General features: G+C 65.9%; 15 protein-coding genes. 7 read left to right on the top strand and 8 right to left on the bottom strand.

The window, feature by feature from the left end:
- The first annotated feature begins 23 nt into the window (after positions 1-23).
- From MWU77_RS00980 to MWU77_RS00970, 3 genes are all read left to right on the top strand, one after another.
- Positions 24-857, top strand: coding sequence for a sulfurtransferase (locus MWU77_RS00980; protein WP_169688301.1), 834 nt, complete (start codon positions 24-26; stop codon positions 855-857).
- Between the two features lie 4 nt (positions 858-861).
- A complete protein-coding gene (locus MWU77_RS00975; RefSeq protein WP_169688300.1) occupies positions 862-1,167 on the top strand; it encodes a DUF1416 domain-containing protein in 306 nt (101 codons plus the stop codon).
- A gap of 213 nt (positions 1,168-1,380) precedes the next feature.
- Complete coding sequence (locus tag MWU77_RS00970; RefSeq protein ID WP_247272737.1) at positions 1,381-2,034, top strand: FABP family protein; 654 nt, start codon at positions 1,381-1,383, stop codon at positions 2,032-2,034.
- Between the two features lie 22 nt (positions 2,035-2,056).
- Here MWU77_RS00970 and MWU77_RS00965 read toward each other — a convergent pair whose 3' ends face one another.
- The 6 genes from MWU77_RS00965 to MWU77_RS00940 form a co-directional block, all read right to left on the bottom strand.
- Positions 2,057-3,784, bottom strand: a complete 1,728-nt coding sequence (locus MWU77_RS00965) for a BCCT family transporter (protein WP_247272736.1) — start codon at positions 3,782-3,784, stop codon at positions 2,057-2,059.
- 311 nt (positions 3,785-4,095) lie between these two features.
- The gene (cydC, locus tag MWU77_RS00960) at positions 4,096-5,793 is read right to left on the bottom strand and encodes a thiol reductant ABC exporter subunit CydC (RefSeq protein ID WP_247272735.1); all 1,698 of its coding nucleotides are present in this window, start codon (positions 5,791-5,793) and stop codon (positions 4,096-4,098) included.
- On the bottom strand, positions 5,790-7,499 hold the full coding sequence (cydD, locus tag MWU77_RS00955; RefSeq protein WP_247272734.1) for a thiol reductant ABC exporter subunit CydD: 1,710 nt from the start codon (positions 7,497-7,499) through the stop codon (positions 5,790-5,792). Before cydD ends, cydC begins: the two co-directional genes overlap by 4 nt.
- On the bottom strand, positions 7,496-8,533 hold the full coding sequence (gene cydB / locus MWU77_RS00950) for a cytochrome d ubiquinol oxidase subunit II (protein ID WP_169688296.1): 1,038 nt from the start codon (positions 8,531-8,533) through the stop codon (positions 7,496-7,498). The genes cydD and cydB overlap by 4 nt, the downstream gene beginning before the upstream one ends.
- A 9-nt stretch (positions 8,534-8,542) precedes the next feature.
- The gene (locus MWU77_RS00945) at positions 8,543-10,066 is read right to left on the bottom strand and encodes a cytochrome ubiquinol oxidase subunit I (RefSeq protein ID WP_169688295.1); all 1,524 of its coding nucleotides are present in this window, start codon (positions 10,064-10,066) and stop codon (positions 8,543-8,545) included.
- Positions 10,067-10,274: 208 nt separating this feature from the next.
- The gene (locus MWU77_RS00940; protein ID WP_247272733.1) at positions 10,275-11,129 is read right to left on the bottom strand and encodes an aminodeoxychorismate lyase; all 855 of its coding nucleotides are present in this window, start codon (positions 11,127-11,129) and stop codon (positions 10,275-10,277) included.
- Positions 11,130-11,184: 55 nt separating this feature from the next.
- Here MWU77_RS00940 and MWU77_RS00935 point away from each other — a divergent pair, with 55 nt between their 5' ends.
- The 4 genes from MWU77_RS00935 to MWU77_RS00920 all read left to right on the top strand — a co-directional run bounded on the left by MWU77_RS00935 (position 11,185) and on the right by MWU77_RS00920 (position 14,334).
- On the top strand, positions 11,185-12,318 hold the full coding sequence (locus MWU77_RS00935; RefSeq protein ID WP_247272732.1) for a folate-binding protein YgfZ: 1,134 nt from the start codon (positions 11,185-11,187) through the stop codon (positions 12,316-12,318).
- The gene (locus tag MWU77_RS00930) at positions 12,315-12,986 is read left to right on the top strand and encodes an MOSC domain-containing protein (protein WP_169688292.1); all 672 of its coding nucleotides are present in this window, start codon (positions 12,315-12,317) and stop codon (positions 12,984-12,986) included. Before MWU77_RS00935 ends, MWU77_RS00930 begins: the two co-directional genes overlap by 4 nt.
- On the top strand, positions 12,983-13,939 hold the full coding sequence (locus tag MWU77_RS00925; RefSeq protein ID WP_169688291.1) for an asparaginase: 957 nt from the start codon (positions 12,983-12,985) through the stop codon (positions 13,937-13,939). Before MWU77_RS00930 ends, MWU77_RS00925 begins: the two co-directional genes overlap by 4 nt.
- A 194-nt stretch (positions 13,940-14,133) precedes the next feature.
- Positions 14,134-14,334 (top strand): DUF3073 domain-containing protein, encoded by a 201-nt coding sequence (locus MWU77_RS00920; protein WP_169688290.1) that lies wholly within the window; start codon positions 14,134-14,136, stop codon positions 14,332-14,334.
- A gap of 206 nt (positions 14,335-14,540) precedes the next feature.
- Here MWU77_RS00920 and purM read toward each other — a convergent pair whose 3' ends face one another.
- Positions 14,541-15,614 (bottom strand): phosphoribosylformylglycinamidine cyclo-ligase, encoded by a 1,074-nt coding sequence (gene purM / locus MWU77_RS00915; protein WP_169688289.1) that lies wholly within the window; start codon positions 15,612-15,614, stop codon positions 14,541-14,543.
- Between the two features lie 154 nt (positions 15,615-15,768).
- The gene (gene purF / locus MWU77_RS00910) at positions 15,769-17,352 is read right to left on the bottom strand and encodes an amidophosphoribosyltransferase (RefSeq protein WP_169688288.1); all 1,584 of its coding nucleotides are present in this window, start codon (positions 17,350-17,352) and stop codon (positions 15,769-15,771) included.
- Between the last annotated feature and the right edge of the window lie 67 nt (positions 17,353-17,419).

Below are 17,419 nucleotides of genomic sequence, written 5' to 3'. Positions count from 1 at the left end.
GTGTCACCACGAAAGGAACAACCATGGCTCGCTCCGACGTTCTGGTCTCCGCCGACTGGGCTGAGCAGAACCTGCAAGCGCCGAAGACCGTCTTCATCGAGGTCGACGAAGACACCTCCGCCTACGAAGGCGGCCACATCGAGGGCGCGATCCGACTCGACTGGCGCAAGGATCTGCAGGACGCGGTCCGCCGCGATTTCCTGAACCAGCAGCAGTTCTCCGCACTGCTGTCGGCCAAGGGCGTCGCGAACGACGACACCGTCGTGCTGTACGGCGGCAACAACAACTGGTTTGCCGCGTACGCCTACTGGTACTTCACGCTCTACGGCCACAAGGATGTCAAGCTCATCGACGGAGGCCGTAAGAAGTGGGAGCTCGACGGCCGCCCCCTGTCGAAGGACGAGGTCACCCGCCCGGCCACCGAGTACAAGGCCGCCGCACCCGACACGTCGATCCGCGCGTTCCGTGACGAGGTCATCGACGCCATCGGCAACAAGAACCTCGTCGACGTGCGTTCGCCCGACGAGTTCTCCGGCAAGATCCTCGCCCCCGCGCACCTTCCGCAGGAGCAGGCACAGCAGCGTGGACACGTGCCCGGCGCGATCAACATCCCGTGGAGCACCACCGCCAACGAGGACGGCACGTTCAAGTCCGACGACGAGCTCACCGCGCTCTACGCAGCGAAGGGCTTCGACGACTCCAAGGAGACCATCGCCTACTGCCGGATCGGCGAGCGCTCGAGCCACACCTGGTTCGTGCTGCAGGAAATCCTCGGCAAGCAGAATGTCAAGAACTACGACGGCAGCTGGGTCGAGTACGGCTCGCTCGTCGGCGCACCGATCGAATTGGGAGCATAAGAACATGTGTGGAGCACCCGTCCAGTCCCAGACTCTTCCGTCGAACGTCGATACCGAAAAGGAAACGGTCATCACCGGCCGCGTTCTCGCAGCCGACGGACAGCCCGTCGGTGGCGCCTTCGTGCGCCTGCTCGACGGCACCGATGAGTTCACCGCCGAGGTCGTCGCATCGGCTACCGGCGACTTCCGCTTCTTCGCGGCACCCGGCGAGTGGAAGATCCGTGCGCTTTCCAGCACGGGCAACGGCACCGCGACAGTGAGCCCGACCTCCGCAGGCGTCCACAACGTCGACGTCACCGTCGCGAAGTAGCCCGACCGACAGGGTCACATTCAGGGCATCAGGGCCTCGCTCCGATCAGGAGCGGGGCCCTTCGCGTTCGCACCCGGCCGAGTCGTACCGACGAACACCGAGGGTCTAATATGTGCCCGTGGTCATTTTCTTCGAAGTTCTCCTGGTCCTCGCAGCGCTGCTCATCATCTGGTTCACGCTGTACACCATCTACCGCCTGGTCACCCAAGACCAGTGACGGACGACGGACCCCGCCGCAGCGGTAACGACGCCATTGTCGAGGCCGAGAAACGCGCCGAGGCCACTGCCGAGCGCAACATCCCGGCCCTGCCCGGCCTTCCCGGCCCGGAGGACACCGCGAACCTGAGGCTCGGACCCGACCTCGACCCGGCGATGCTGGCATTGCTGCCGCTCGTCGGTGTGTGGCGCGGTGAAGGCGAAGGACACGATCCCGAGGCGGGCGACTACCGATTCGGTCAACAGATCGTCGTCTCGCACAGTGGGTCCGACTACCTCGCGTGGGAAGCACGCTCGTGGCGCCTCGACGAGGCCGGCGAGTTCAGCGCACCCGATCGCCGCGAAAGCGGCTTCTGGCGTATGTCGGGCACCGACGCCGCAGGTAGCGAGGATCCCGAGACCGTCGAACTGCTGCTCACTCACAGTTCCGGTGTCGTCGAGTTGTACTACGGAGCGGCCCTGACCCAGTCCTCCTGGGAGCTTGCGACCGACGTCGTGATCCGCACGAAATCCGGTGAGACCGTGGGCGGAGCCAAGCGGCTCTACGGCATCATCGAAGGGGGCGACCTCGCCTACGTCGAAGAACGCGTCGTCGGCGACGGCGAGATGATCCCGCGCATGTCAGCGCGGTTGTCGCGCTACGTCGGCTGACGCGCCGGCTCGGCCCGACGCATCACTTCGAGTCGGCCGGCCGCTCTTCGGCGCGGGCCGACTCCTGACCGTCCGCCTCCGGGCCTTCCTGTTCTTCGTCCTCCGGGATTGCGTGCGTGACCACAACCACCTCGGGTGCAGGTAGGCCCTCGGCCGCTGCGAGCGCCTCGGCCGAGTGCACTTCGGGCCACTGCCTGGTCACCGGTTCCGGGCGTTCACCGAGATCCTCGCGGATGCCGCGCACAAGGCTGTACATCATCACCCAGCCCATCACGAAGAATGGCAATCCGACCACTGTGATCACCTGTTGCAGCGCGTCGAGCCCGTCCTTACCGGTCGCGACGAGCATCGTCGCCGCAACGACTACCATCAGCACCGCCCAGAACAGGCGCTGATGGATCGGAGCCTTCTCCTCGTGGCCGGACGCCATCATGTCCAGCACCATCGCTGTGGAGTCGACCGAGGTCACGAAGAAGATCACGACGAGCACGACCGCGATGAACGAGACGACCCCGGTGAACGGGAAATGCCCGAGGAATTCGAAGAGCGCACCGGGGATGTCACCGTCGTCCACCACACGCTCGACCAGCCCACCTTCACCGTTGAGTTCGATGTCGAAGGCCCCCATGCCGAAGATGCTGAACCAGATCACGGAGAAGAGCACGGGCAGGCCGAGCACACCGCCGACGAACTCTCGGACGGTGCGGCCGCGGGAGATGCGGGCGATGAAGATACCGACGAACGGCGACCAGGTGATCGTCCATGCCCAGTAGAAGACGGTCCACGTGTTCTGCCAACCGGAATTCGCGAAAGTGTCGTTCCAGAACGCGAGTCGCGGTAGAGATTCCCCATAGATGCCTACCGATTCGATCATGCCTTTCAGCAGGAACAGGCTCGGGCCGGTGACCAGCACGAAGATCAGAAGACCCACGGCCATGCCGATGTTGAGATTCGACAATCGCTTGATGCCCTTGTCGAGGCCGAGAGCCACCGAGACACCGGCCATCACCGTCACGATCGCGATCAACCCGATCTGGATGACTCCGGACTCCTCGAGGTCGAACAACTGCGCGAGACCGGCATTGATCTGCAGCGTCCCCAGACCCACCGAGGTCGCGACGCCGAACACGGTGCCGAGGATCGCCACGACGTCGATGGTGTGCCCGATCGGCCCGTAGATCCGTCCGCCGAGGAGTGGCGCGAAGATCGAACTGACCCGCGGCGGCAGATGCCGCTTGTAGATGAAGTACCCGAAGCACAGGCCGGGGAGCGCAAAGATAGTCCAGGTGTGCAGACCGAAGTGATAGAGGGCGAAGCCCATTGCCTCTTCAGCGGCCTCGACCGAACCCGGTTCGACGTCCTGCCTCGGCGGGTTCGCAAAGTGTGAGATCGGTTCTGCAACTCCCCAGAACATCAGAATCGTGCCGATACCCGCTGCGAAGAGCATCGAAAACCAGGCGATGTTCGAATGTTCCGGTCGTTCGTCGTCGCCGCCGAGCCGGACCCTGCCATAGCGGGTGAGCGCGATCCCCACCAGGAAGAGTAGGAAGGTAGTGACCCCGAGTATGTAGAACCAGCCGAGGTTGGTCATGATCCAGTTCGATGCGGTACTGAATATTTTGTCCACGGCATCGGTGAACGCGATCGTCAGCACGACGAACAGGATCGCGACACCCGCCGACGCAAAGAAGATGCCCGGCGAAGTGCGTAGCCGGAGAGCATCGTGGGCCTGCTGCAGAATCGGCATCATCCATGTGTACCCCGGCGCCTCCACACCCACACTGAGTTTTCGGAACCGTGCGAATGATCACTTCGGAATCCACCCGGGAACGCGAACAACCCCCGAGCCTCCCGACACATCACAGAACGATGTCCGTGAATGTCGGGTCCGGTCCGGACAGACCGGTGCTCGGGGGTCGGGTGACCACCTGGGATTCGCCTGCCATGCGCGGCGGGTGAATTCCGTCGTCACACTGCTAGCGGATGGTCACCTCACGCGTCCGAATATCAATCACTTCCAGACCACCTCCTTTCTCGTGTACCTGAGAAAGTACGCGCGGATCACAACGTCGGCAACGCATTTTTCTGGACGCGTACCACCAGGTCGGCGGCGGTGTCCTCGGGCAGGTTGTGCGTGACGACGACGATCGTCCGAGCGGCGTCGACGAGTCCCGAACCGGCATCGAGGAGCCGGCGCTGCAGGTGCGCGGCGTCCTCCGCATCGAGGTGTTCGGCCGGTTCGTCGAGCAACAGGATGTCCGCAGGCGACAGGATCGCTCGTGCCAGGAGCAAGCGGCGTCGCTGTCCGCCCGAGATGTCGCGGGCACCCGAGGTCAGCACCGTGTGGACGCCGTCGGGCAGGGCGTCGACCCACTCCCCCAGACCTACCGACGCGAGTGCGGCCCGCGCCTCGAACTCGTCGACAGTCCCCCGGGCGACACGCAGATTCTCGAGGATCGACGTGTCGAAGATGTGGGCGTCCTCGGCGAAGAATGCGATACGTCGGCGGACCTCAGCCTGATCGATCTCTGCGAGATCCACACCGTCGAGGGTGACCGAGCCACCCGTCGGCACGAGGAGTCCGGCCAGTGTCATCAGCGCGGTGGTCTTGCCACTACCGCTGCTCCCGACGATCGCGACCCGCGAACCGGGGCCCGCCACCAGATCGACAGGGGTCGTGCTCGCGCCGCCCGGCCATCCGCAGCGCAGTCCGTCGGCGCGGAGTATGCCGGGTCCGTCCGCGGAGGCAGTTCCGTGGGGCACCGGTCGATCTGCGCGGTCGAGAATGTCGACGATGCGCCGGGCCGCAAGTCGAGCTCGGGTCAGTGTCTGCGCCGCAGCAGGAAGGACCGCAGTGGCTTCGAACGCGGACAGCGGCAGCAGCACGAGGATTCCGAGGCTCGTGGGGCTCATCGTCGAAGCATCCGATCCGAATGCGGCGATGCCGATCAAGAGCGCGCCGAGCACACTCGCTCCGATCGCGAGTGGTGTTGCCGCGTCCGCGAATGCGGCGGGAGCCGCCGAACGATCGGTGGCACGCACCGATTCGAGATTCGCGGCCCGCGCGCGGTCGGTCACGGCGGTCAAGCGCCCCGCGACACGTAGTTCCGCGGCGTGGTCGAGTGCGGTCACGGCGTCCTCACCGAAGCGAGACCGAGCGGCGTCGCCGTCGGCTTCCGCACGGGCCGCGGCGGACGCCGAGAGCCACGGTGCGACGACTCCGGCGATCAGCAGAGCGACGGCGAGGACCGCGCCCGCAGCCGGTACGAGGATCCCGACCGTGATCACCGCGGCGACGCACAACACGACCGCCACGGCGATAGGCACGAGAGCGCGCACCACGACGTCGCCGAGAGCGTCGACGTCGGAACCGGTGCGGGCGAGCAGATCCCCGCGTCGCAGCCCGGCGGAGGCAGCCGGGTCACCTTCGGCGAGGCGCTCGTACAGCCGCGACCGTGCCGATGTCATGCCGCGAAGAGCGGTGTCGTGGGTGGCCAGGCGCTCGAAGTACCGGAAGAGTCCGCGCGAGATACCCAGCGCACGCACCGCGACGACCGCCACAGTCAGGTCGAGGACCGGAGGCATCTCCCACGCCCGCACGATGAGCCACGCCGAGACTCCGGCGAGCAGCAGCGCGCTGCCGAGGGTCGCAACCCCGGCGCCCACGGCGAGCATCACGCGTCGAGGTTCGAGTTCGAGCAGCGCCATCGCGCGCCGCAGCAGGTACTTTCTGTCGCTGCGGCCCTTCGGCTCGGTCATGCGGCACGACCTTCCACGGCGACCACCCGGTCCGCGATCGCGAGCAGGGACGGCCGGTGCGCGACGATCACGACGGTACGTCCGGCTTCCGCGCGGTCACGAAGCGTGTTCAACACGGTGACTTCGGTGAGGTCGTCGAGGTGTGCGGTGGGTTCGTCGAGCAGCAGGACATCTCGCGGTGACGCCAGGGTGCGGGTGAGTGCCAGCCGTTGCCGCTGGCCCAGCGACAAACCGGTGCCGTCGACACCGACGACGGTGTTCCATCGATCCGGAAGGTCGGCCAGAACAACGTCGAACCCCGTTGCGACGCAGATCTCGTCGAGTTCGGGCGTCGCGGGGTCGGCCCCGGTGAGTTGCAGGTTGTCGGCGAGGGTGCCTGGAACCAGCACCGGTCGTTGCGGCAGCCACGCGACCCGATTCCACCACTGATCGGTGCCTTCTGCCGAGATGCCGTCGACGGTGACCAGTCCTTCTGCCGCTTCGGCGAGGCCGAGGAGCGCGAGCAATGCGGTGGTCTTACCGCTGCCGTTGGGTCCGGTGAGGACGGTGATCTCACCGGGTCGGCAGACCGCACTGAGCCGGTGCGGGGCGTATCCGTCACGGCCCGCAACACTGAGCCCGTCGAACACCAGTTCCGGTGCGTTGTCCCGGCTCGGATTCCGGTGCTTCGTCGGGCCTGCCGGTGGTCGGGGCGCACCGGTTCCCGCGCTGTCGAGGATCGCGAATGCTCTCTCCGCGGCGGCCATCCCGTCCTCGGCGGCGTGAAACTTGCTACCGACGGTGCGTAGTGGCTGGTACGCCTCCGGCGCGAGGATCAGTGCGATGATGCCGGCTTCGAGGGCCATATCGCCGGTGACGAGGCGCAGGCCGATTGCCACCGCGACGAGCGCGACCGAGAGGGTCGCGAGGAATTCGAGCACTGTGCCCGAGAGGAACGCAACCCGGAGCGCAGACATCGTGGTGCGACGGTGATCCTCGCCGAGTTGGCGCACACGAGCTTCCGGTCCGCGTTCACGACCCAGTGCGCGCAGGGTCGACAGTCCCGCGACCAGGTCGAGCAGTTGTGAGGACAATGTGGTCATCGCCGAGAGGGTGCGGTCGGCTTTCCCTTTCGTGAGGACTCCGATGAGGATCATGAAGATCGGGATCAGGGGAAGGGTGATCACCACGATGAGCGCGGACGTGAGGTCTTGCGTGGCGATGACGACGATCGTGAGCGGGGTGAGCGTGACGGCCAGGAGCAGCGCCGGGATGTAACCGGTGAGGTATTCGCCGAGGCCGTCGAGGCCGCGGGTGAGCACGGTCGCGATCTCGTTGCGCCGCGGGTCCAGTTCGCGGGGCGGCAGAGTGGACGCGGCGTCCAGGACCTCGTGTTCGAGTTCTGCGATCACCCGGGTCGCCGACCGGTGGGCGTAGCGTGAATGCAGCCAGCTCACCGCGACCCGGACGACGACAACCGCAGCGAGGAGCCCGAGTTCGGTGCTCCAGTCTCCGAGCGACCGCGCGTCTGTGGTGATGACTCCGGCGAGGACCGTACCGATCATCAGCGCGGACGCGATCACCATCGCCACATCGACGAGCGACGTGACGACCGTCAGGACGAGGTACCCGCGCGCTGCGGCAGAGTAGCGCCACAGCCGCGGGTCGATCGGTCCCCGCCTGCGTGCAGACACGTCGGCGGAAACCGCAGCGGACTCGACGGTCATTTCGATCCGATTGTCAGCCCGATGGACTTGGGAATCTGGGCGGTCGAGATACGTTGGCGGAAAACCCAGTACGTCCAGCCCTGATAGATCAGAACGACCGGGGTCATGATCGCGGCAGCCCAGGTCATGACCTTCAGGGTGTACGGGCTCGAGGACGCATTCTCGATCGTCAACGACCATGCGGGGTCCAGGGTGGACGGCATGACATTCGGGAACAGCGAGGCGAACAGCAAGACGACGGTCGCGATGATCGCGATGGTCGTGAACGCGAATGCCCAGCCCTCACGTTCGGCGACAGTGAGTGCCACGACCACCAGCATCGACAGCGCCGCGACGGCAACCAGGATCCACGTCCAGTCCTTGCCGTAGGCGAGCTGTGTCCACATCACGAACCCGCCCGCGACCGGAACAGCCGGGAGTGCAAGCCGCCGTGCGAGTTTCACCGCATCCTCGTGCACGTCGCCGGCAGTCTTGAGTGCGATGAACACTGCCCCGTGCAGAGCGAACACGAGTGCGGTGGTGACGCCACCGAGCAGCGCGTAGGGGTTGAGCAGGTCGAAGAACCCGCCGACGTACTGCTTGTTCTCGTCGATTGCGACGCCGCGGATGATATTCGCGAATGCCACACCCCACAGCACCGCCGGTACCCATGAGCCGAAGATGATGCCCCGGTCGCAGCGGCGACGCCACGTCGGATCATCGATCTTGCCGCGCCATTCGATGGCGCACACGCGCAGGATGAGCGCGAGCAGTATCAACAGCAGCGGTAGGTAGAAACCGGAGAACAAGGTGGCGTACCACTCGGGGAATGCAGCGAACAGCGCACCGCCTGCGGTGATCAGCCACACCTCGTTGCCGTCCCATACGGGTCCGATGGTGTTGAGCAACACGCGCCGACGGGTGTCGGCGGTCTCGTCCCTGCCCCGTCCGAGTACCGGAATGTGCATGCCCACACCGAAATCGAACCCCTCGAGGACGAAGTACCCGGTGAACAGCACGGCGATCAGGATGAACCAGACTTCTTGGAGCCCCATGGCCGTCTCCTAGTACGCGAAGGACAGCTGTTTGGGCTGTCCGTTGTCGTCGGACTCGTCGTCGTGCTCGCCGGGTGGCTGCGCGTCGTGTTCCATCGGGCCTTCCATCGCATACTTGCGGATGAGCCAGAACCACACGACACCGAGGCCCGCGTAGACCAGAGTGAACGCGACGAGCGAGGTGATCACGGTCGCGGGCGCGTGGTCCGAGACTCCCTGTTCGACCGTCAGCCGGATCATGTCGACACCGGTCGGGTTCGGGTGGACCACCCAGGGTTGGCGGCCCATTTCGGTGAAGATCCAGCCGGCACTGTTCGCGAGGAAGGGTGTGGGAATCGCCGCGATGCTGAGCCATCCGAACCACTTCTGATCCGGCACCCGTCCGCGTCGGGTGACCCACAGACCGGCGAGCGCCAGAGCGGCAGACCCCGCCGCGAGACCGATCATCGCGCGGAACGACCAGTAGGTGACGAACAGGTTGGGCTTGTAGTTGCCCGGACCGAACTGCTCCTCGTATTGGGCCTGCAGGTCTTCGACGCCCTGCAGTGTCACACCGGAGAACTCGCCCTCGGCGAGGTACGGCAGCACGAAAGGCATTTCGAGAACGTGGATCACGCCATCGCAGTCGTTGTGGGTGCCGATGGTGAGAATCGAGAAGTTCGGGTCGGTTTCGGTATGGCACAGGGATTCCGCCGAGGCCATCTTCATGGGCTGCTGCTCGAACATGAGCTTCGCCTGGACGTCGCCCGTCACGAACAGGCCGACGCCCGAGATGATCATGATGAGCAGACCCAGCCGTGTCGCGGGGCGAAACATCGTCCGCGCATCCGATTCGAGCCGCTCGGCTTCTTCGAGGACATCCGTCTCCGGCGCTTCGGATTCACGAAGCTTCGCGGCACGGCGCATGTTCCGCACCATCCACCAGCCTCCGATACCGGCGACAAACGTCGACGCCGTGAGGAAGCCCCCGGCCACCGCATGCGGGAACGCCGCGAGCGCGGTGTTGTTGGTGAGCAGTACCCAGATGCTCGTCAGCTCGGCGCGCCCGGTCTCCGCGTTGTACACGGCGCCGACCGGGTGCTGCATGAACGAGTTGGCTGCGATGATGAAGAACGCGGAGGCGTTGACGCCGATGGCGACGAGCCAGATGGTCGCGAGGTGTACCAGTTTCGGGAGGCGACTCCACCCGAAGATCCACAGTCCGAGGAAAGTGGATTCCATGAAGAAGGCCACGAGGCCTTCGAGCGCGAGTGGCGCGCCGAACACGTCGCCGACGAAGCGCGAGTACTCGCTCCAGTTCATGCCGAACTGGAATTCCTGCACGATGCCCGTGGCCACACCGAGCGCGAAGTTGATCAGGAACATCTTCCCGAAGAACTTGGTGAGCCGATACCAGTGGTCCTTCTTCGTGACCACCCACATCGTCTGCATGATCGCGATCATCGGAGCGAGCCCGATGGTCAACGGAACAAGAATGAAGTGATACACCGTCGTGATCCCGAATTGCCATCGGGACAGGTCGAGCACGTCCATTGCCACTCCGAGTCGAGCCGGTACAGGTGGAGCCCAGTACGTGGATAAGTCCGAGCGCGAGGCCCACGTCGGATTCTGCACACAAAACCGCCGACGCACATGCACAACGGCTTGTTACTACGAACAGTAGTAGAAAATTTCGGTGCCGCCCACCATCCGTGTCCACAACCACACCTCGGCCACACCAGCGGCCGAGCTCACGCGACTGTCAGCGCGTGGTCTCGATCGCCTTGTCGACCAGCTTCTCGATCTCGCCTTCGAGCGCCTCGGTGGCGAGAGAGTGACCGTCCAGCGTGTGCACACGCACAGCGAGCGCCACACTCGACAACAGCCAGACGCCGTCGGCGACGATGAGATCGGCCGGCCGCAGCGCCTCGTAGCGCACCGTCAGATCATGCCCGCGAGCTGCCTCGAACAGAGCCTGCTGGGTGGTGCCCGGCAGGATGCCCTGTTCCGGCGGTATCGTGAGCAGAGTCCGGCCGCGCGCGATCACCACCGTCGATCGCGGACCTTCCAGAACGTGGCCCTCACTGCTCGTGTAGATCACGTCGTCGGCCCCCACTGATTCCGCGTGACGCAGCGCAGCCATGTTGGTCGCATACGACAACGTCTTCGCGCCGAGAAGCTGCCACGGTGCCTTCTGCGCGAGGTCCACGGAGTACCCGCGCTCGAGCGACACCACCGAGACACCGTCTCGCCGCGCAGCCTCCACACGCTCGGCCACCGGGGTCACCAGCAGGAACGCCGTGGGCCCGTCGCCGAACTCCCGGCCTCGGGTGTAGACGAGACGAAGTACACCTTCTCGTGCATCCCCCCACTCCTCGACGGCGATGTCGATGGCCATGCGCCAGTCATCGAGCTCGGGGGCAGGAAGATCGGCTACGGATGCGGACGACGCGAGCCGTGCAAGATGCAGTTCGACCGCGCGGGCTCGCCCGCCTCGCACCAGTAGCGTCTCGAAGACACCGTCCCCTCGCAGCACCCCGAAATCGTCGGCGTGCAGCAGGGGCGCATCAGCATCCCTCACCTCGCCATCCAGTGTCACCAGCACCCGATCAGCCATGCCGCCCACCCTATCCACTACTCCCCTGCCGAGCGCTTCCCCATAGACTGGTGTCGTGGCCGAGTTTCCGATCGTGTCCGAGAGCCCGTTGCTCACCTTCCCCGATGCCGTCGCGTCCCCGCCCGGAAGTCCCGACGAGGGCCTACCGTGGCACTACGGAGATCCGCTGGGCGAACAGCGCGCCGCCGTCGGCTCCGTCGCCGTCGTCGACCGCTCCAACCGCTTCGTGATCGCGATCCGCGGCGACGAACGCCTGAGCTGGCTGCACACGATTTCCAGTCAACACGTGCAGTCCCTGCCCGACGGCACCTCCGCCGAGAACCTCAGCCTCGATATGAACGGTCGCGTCGAACACCACTTCGTGCAGACCGACCTCGATGGCACCACCTGGATCGACACCGAACACGACCGCGGCCCCGATCTGCTCGGATTCCTCACCAAGATGGTCTTCTGGGCAAAGGCCGAGCCCCGTGACGGTAACGAACTTGCGGTGCTCTCCCTGCTCGGCCCCGATGCCGACGGTGCGCCGATCCTCGCCGCACTGGGCCTCGATGCCATGCCCGCCGAGGCCTATGCGGCCGTCGCGCTCCCCGGCGGCGGATTCGTGCGGAGAATGCCGTGGCCCACCGAGCACTCCTACGACCTGCTCGTGCCGCGCGGGAGACTCGGCGAGATCTTCACCGCACTCACCGCCGCCGGCGGCGCCCGCGCCGCGGGCATCTGGGCGTTCGAGGCACTACGTGTCGCCGACTCCCGCCCGCGGGTGGGTCTCGACACCGACGAGCGCACCATTCCGCACGAGGCCCGCTGGATCGGAGGCCCTGCCGAGGCCGGCGCGGTCCACCTCGACAAGGGTTGCTACCGCGGCCAAGAGACCGTGGCCCGCGTCCACAATCTCGGTAAACCGCCGCGCCACCTGGTACTTCTGCACCTCGACGGCTCGGCCGACGGACGTCCCGAGCCCGGTGAGGCGATCACCGCCGGAGGCCGCTCGGTCGGACGGCTCGGCACCGTCGTCGATCACTACGAGCTGGGTCCGATAGCGCTGGCCCTCGTCAAACGGAACATCGCGACGGACACCGCGCTCGTCGTCGGTCCGTGTGCGGCCGCCATCGATCCGGATTCGGTGCCTGCCGACGACACGGTCCAGGCCGGACGCCTCGCGGTCGACCGATTGCGCGGCCGTTGAGTCCCGAACCGAATTCCGGTCGGGTCGACGCCGTGTGTGTGGTGCACGAGATCCGGGCCAGCGGCACCCGCCGCGTCCCCGTCACCGGGATCGACAAGCGCCCCGTGGACGGTCCCGTCCACGTCGGACGTCTCGGCCTCGACGGTGACCGCCAATGCGATACCGAGAACCACGGGGGACGCTTCAAAGCCGTCTACGCATACGGCGACAACGAAGCCGGACGCTGGGCAGCCGACCTCGGCCGTGACCTTCCCGCCGGATGGTTCGGAGAGAACCTTCGGACCAGCGGCATCGCGACCAGCGACGCGGTCATCGGCGAGCGGTGGCGGGTCGGCGACGCCGGTCTCCTGCTCGAGGTGACGGGCCCCCGTACGCCCTGCGGCACGTTCGGAGTGTGGTCCGGCGAAACAGGGTGGGTCAAGCGGTTCGCGGCCCGCGGCGACACGGGCGTCTACCTGAAGGTCCTCGTCGAAGGCCCGGTCGCGACCGGCGACCGGATCGTCGTCGAGGACGTCCCGGGGCACGGGGTGACCGTGCGCGACCTGTTCAGCGGACGCGACCCGGAACGGATCGCGGTGATGCTCGAGCAGCAGCAAGATCTGTCGCCGAGTGTCGCGGACAAGGCCCGGCGACGTGTCGCCGGGCGAGAGGTACGGGTGATGTATTGAGCGTCGAACTGGTCGAAGTGGTGCGCTCTGGATTCCGGGAGTGCGTACATCGGGGATCTCTCGTGGTCCTGGATCCCCGCGGTGAGGTGATCGTGTCACTCGGGGAGGTCCACACTCCCGTCTATCCGCGCTCGTCGAACAAGCCCTTGCAGGCAACCGCGATGCTGCGGTTGGGCTTCGCACCCCGCAACACCGCCGAACTCGCCATCGCGACCGCGTCGCACGAAGGCGAATCGGACCATGTCGAACTCGTCGAGGAACTGCTCGCCCACTCCGGTTTCGGGGAGGACGCACTGCAGTGTCCCGCGGACCTACCCGGCAACGAACTCGCCCGCGCCGAGGTCCTCGCGGCGGGTCGTGTCCCTCGTCCCACCTACATGAACTGTTCGGGCAAACACGCCGCGATGCTCGCGACGTGCGCGGCGAACGACTGGCCCACCGCGAACTACCTCGACTCCGCCCACCCCCTGCAGCGAGCTGTGGTGGAGACGATCCTCGATCTCACCGGCGACATCGAGGAGACGGACCTCGGAATCGACGGATGTGGACTTCCCATCGTCCCGGTGCCGTTGATCAATCTGGCCCGCGCGTACTCCCGGCTGGCGACCGCCGATCCCGACACGCCCGAACGCGCTGTCGCCGACGCGATCCGCGAGCACCCGTTCCTCATCTCGGGGTCGGGTAAGGACGACCTGCGGCTCATTCAGGCCGTTCCGGGATTGATGTGCAAGGCCGGAGCCGACGGCATCCATGCGGGCGCCCTTCCGGACGGCTCGGCGTTCGCTTTCAAGATCGACGATGGTCATGAGCGTGCCCGGCTCCCGCTCACCGCCGCGGTCCTCACCCGGCTCGGGATAGCCGTCGACGAGAAGCTGGCAGCTCTGGCTTCGCAACCCGTACTCGGTGGTGGTGCGCGTGTCGGCACCGTCCGAGCCGTACCGGGGGTGTTCTGAGCCGCATCTTCGGACAATTGAATACCGCATTACTGCAGGTCGGGTGTCAATGAGATGTAACGGACACCTGCCTGAACGGGTGGGTGGGAGCGGAACTGAGTTTTCCAAGCTAAAGTGGGACACAGGAAAATACTCAACACACCGGGGCCGCCAAATTCCCCAGGCCGCCCCGTCAAAGCGCGAGGGGGTTGGCCATGGGCCGCGGCCGAGCTAAGGCAAAGCAGACCAAGGTTGCAAGGCAACTGAAGTACAGCTCGCCATCCACCGACTTCGAGAGCCTTCAACGAGAGTTGTCGGACGGAGATCTGTCGGGCGGTGCACCCAACTCGCACAGGGACGAGGTCTTCGCCGACCAAGGTTCCGGTTGGGACGACGACGACGACTGGCGTCGCTGACCAGACGTAAACCATCAGTGGAGGGGGAGCCGACATCGGCTCCCCCTCCACTGATGGTGACATCGGCTGATCGAGCGGTCCCCATGCGTGTGCGACGCAACGACCGCGAGTTCACATGAACAAACAGTTCACACGAACAAACAAGGGTCGGATATTCACGCCAGAGCGTGAATATCCGACCCTTGTTCGTACTTTGCCGCCTGCCCTCAGAAACGCGGGTGATCGCCGAGGAGCAGCGCCCGCTCACCGTCGGCATCCTGCGCCTTCCGGACAGTTCCGAGAGTCCAGCTCTCGATGTGTCGAGCCGTGAGCACCGCAAGCGCGCGGTCGACGTCCTCGGGCGCGACGATCGCGACCATGCCGACACCCATGTTGAAGGTCTTCTCCATCTCAGCGCGCTCGACACGACCACGCTGAGCGATGAGACCGAAAACGGGTGCCGGGCTCCACGTGGTGCGGTCGAGTTCCGCGACGAGGCCCTTCGGCATCACGCGCGCCAGGTTGGCCGCAAGCCCACCACCTGTGACGTGGCAGAAGGTGCGCACCTCGGTCTCGGCAGCGAGGGCCAAGCAGTCCTTCGCGTAGATCCGCGTCGGCTCCAGCAGTTCCTCACCGAGCGTGCGGCTGAACTCGTCGACGTGGGCCGTCAGGCTCATCTTGCCGATTTCGAGCAGCACCTTGCGTGCAAGGGAGTACCCGTTGGAGTGCAGTCCCGACGAGCGCATCGCGATCACGACGTCGCCCGGGCGCACGCGCTCGGGGCCGAGGAGTTTCTCGGCCTCCACCACACCGATACCGGTCGCAGACAGGTCGTAGTCGCCGTCTGCCATCACGCCGGGGTGTTCTGCGGTCTCACCTCCGAGAAGTGCGCAGCCGGCCTGGACGCAGCCTTCGGCGATACCCGAGACGATCTCGGCGACACGCTCGGGCACAACGCGTCCGACAGCGATGTAGTCCTGCAGGAACAGCGGCTCGGCGCCGCACACGACCAGATCGTCGACGACCATGGCCACCAGGTCGAGACCGACGGTGTCGTGCTTGTCCAGCGCCTGCGCCACCGCAAGCTTCGTGCCGACGCCGTCGGTGGACGCGGCGAGCAGCGGCTCCTTGTAGTCGCCCTTGAGGGAAAACAGTCCCGCGAAGCCCCCGAGACCTCCGAGCACCTCCGGTCGTGTTGCCCTCTTCGCGTGCGGAGCGAACAGTTCGACGGCCTTGTCGCCCGCCTCGATGTCCACGCCTGCCGCTGCGTAGGAAGCTCCGGGGGTTGTCTCCTCGGTCATGGGTTGTCGGCTCCAGCTTCGAGTTGTGAATAGGGTTGTCAGTTGCGTTACGGCACGTTCGTGACCGAAATGCAGGGTGGCCGGTGTCCGTCAGAACGCATGCGAAAGCGGGCCCGAGAGAGCCGACCGCGCACTCACGGTACCGGAACCGGATCTACGGACGGCTCAGAACGTCCGCGTTGGCGTTGTCCAGCACGGTCGGAGTGACCGATTCCGCATCGACGACACCTTCGAGGACGTTCTTGCCGATCGCGTACTCGGTGGGCAACGCAATCGGGTAGCTGCCGTCGAAGCACGCCGCACACAGACGCGTCGACGGCTGCTCGGTCGCGCCGATCATGCCGTCGATCGAGATGTAGCCGAGCGAATCGGCACCGATCGACCGGCGCACCATCTCGACCATCTCGTCGTAGTCGTGCCCGTCGGCGTCCGTGTCGCGGTGACCGCCACCATTGGCGATGAGCTCGGTGGGTGAGGCGAAGTCGATGCCGTAGAAGCAGGGCCACTTCACCGGCGACGACGCGATCCGGACGTGGATCTCGAGCGCGCCTGCCTCACGCAGCATGCGGATCAGAGCGCGCTGGGTGTTGCCACGCACGATCGAATCGTCGACGACGACGAGTCGCTTCCCGCGGATGACCTCGCGCAGGGGATTGAGCTTGAGCCGAATACCCAGCTGACGGATCGTCTGGCTCGGCTGGATGAAGGTGCGGCCCACGTAGGCGTTCTTCATCAGCCCCTGTCCGTACGGCAGACCGGACCCCTGTGCGTAGCCGACCGCGGCGGGAGTTCCGGACTCGGGGACCGGGATCACCAGGTCCGCGTCGATCGGATGTTCCTTCGCGAGGCGCCGTCCGATCTCGACACGCGTCGCGTGCACCGAACGTCCGCTGATCGTCGAGTCCGGGCGCGCCAGATACACGTACTCGAAAACACAGCCCTTCGGTTCGGGCGCCGCGAAACGGGACGACCGGACACCGTCGGAATCGATGGCGAGCAACTCACCGGGCTCGATGTCGCGAACGAAGGACGCTCCGACGATGTCGAGCGCCGCGGTTTCGCTGGCCACCACCCAGCCACGATCGAGACGACCCAGGCACAGCGGCCGGATGCCCCAGGGGTCGCGCGCCGCGTAAAGGGTGTGTTCGTCCATGAATGTCAGGCAGAACGCGCCGCGGAGGGTCGGAAGCAGCTCGAGTGCGGCGCTTTCGATCGTGCTGTCCGCCGCCGCATGGGCGAGCAGCGCACCGACGAGGTCCGAGTCGGAGGTCGCTGCGCCCGGACGATTCTGGTCCAGTGCGCCCAGCTCACGCGCCTTCTGCGCAAGTTCGGCGGTGTTGACGAGGTTGCCGTTGTGGCCGAGTGCCACACCGGTGCCTGCCGCCGTGGTGCGGAAGATCGGCTGTGCGTTCTCCCACGTCGTCGAACCCGTCGTCGAGTAGCGGCAGTGGCCGACGGCGATATGACCCGGCATCGCAGCCAGGGTCTGCTCGTCGAAGACCTGGCTCACCAGACCGAGATCCTTGAACACGAGGACCTGGGCACCGTCGGAAACCGCGATGCCCGCGGCTTCCTGACCTCGATGCTGAAGGGCATAGAGCCCGTAGTACGTGAGTTTCGCCACGTCCTCGCCGGGAGCCCACACTCCGAAGACGCCGCACTCTTCGCGCGGCTCGTTCTCGGGTTCGTCCGAGGCGAGAAGATTGCGTGTGTGAACCGACAGATCGGCACTGGTCACCGGGGTGCTCCCTGGGGCTGGACAAAATCGGGGCAGGCCCATTCTACGTGCCGCTCGCGACGCCTCC

The organism is Rhodococcus sp. F64268 (assembly GCF_023015605.1).
Taxonomy (GTDB): domain Bacteria; phylum Actinomycetota; class Actinomycetes; order Mycobacteriales; family Mycobacteriaceae; genus Rhodococcus.
This window is presented reverse-complemented; position numbering and strand designations above follow the sequence as displayed.